Annotated in this window: 1 protein-coding gene; it reads right to left on the bottom strand. The window is 72.6% G+C overall.

Annotated elements, in window-relative coordinates; translation table 11 throughout:
• Positions 1–175: 175 nt before the first annotated feature.
• Positions 176–442: hypothetical protein (locus C1J00_RS45800; protein WP_219728427.1), on the bottom strand; the 267-nt coding region annotated here is incomplete at its 5' end.

The following is a 442-nucleotide window of genomic DNA, read 5'->3' as shown; positions in this document are numbered from 1 at the left end:
GGAAGGGGGACCGGCCCCCAACCTAGGCGAACTTCCCGAGGGGACACGGGCGTTGTTCCTCCCGCAGGGCGCCTGCCGTGCGGTTTCGGCCAAGACGGGCCCTGTGCTGCGATCGGACTGGTGTTGCGACTGGACCGGTGTTGCGACCGGACCAGGCGCTACGACCGGCCCGGTGCTACACCCCGCGGGAGGCGATCCTGCCCATGTCGCCGCCGTTCTCGTGCCCGTGGCGCTGGGTGGCCAGCCAGAACGCCCAGGCCAGGGCCCACAGCAGCAACCCGGCGGCGACCGGGGTGCCGAAGATGATCAGCAGTCCCGCTCCGATGTTGGCCCCGATGCCCCCCGCGGTCAGGATCCGCCACCCCACACCGGCCATCAGCCCGAGCACCACCAGCGGCCCGAGCACCCCCCACCAGCGCCGGTCCATCGCCCCGCGCAGTGT

Origin of the sequence: Streptomyces cahuitamycinicus, from assembly GCF_002891435.1 — a bacterium.
GTDB classification, from domain to species: domain Bacteria; phylum Actinomycetota; class Actinomycetes; order Streptomycetales; family Streptomycetaceae; genus Streptomyces; species Streptomyces cahuitamycinicus.
The sequence above is the reverse complement of the archived record's forward strand: the minus strand, read 5'-3'. Positions and strand labels throughout refer to the sequence as shown.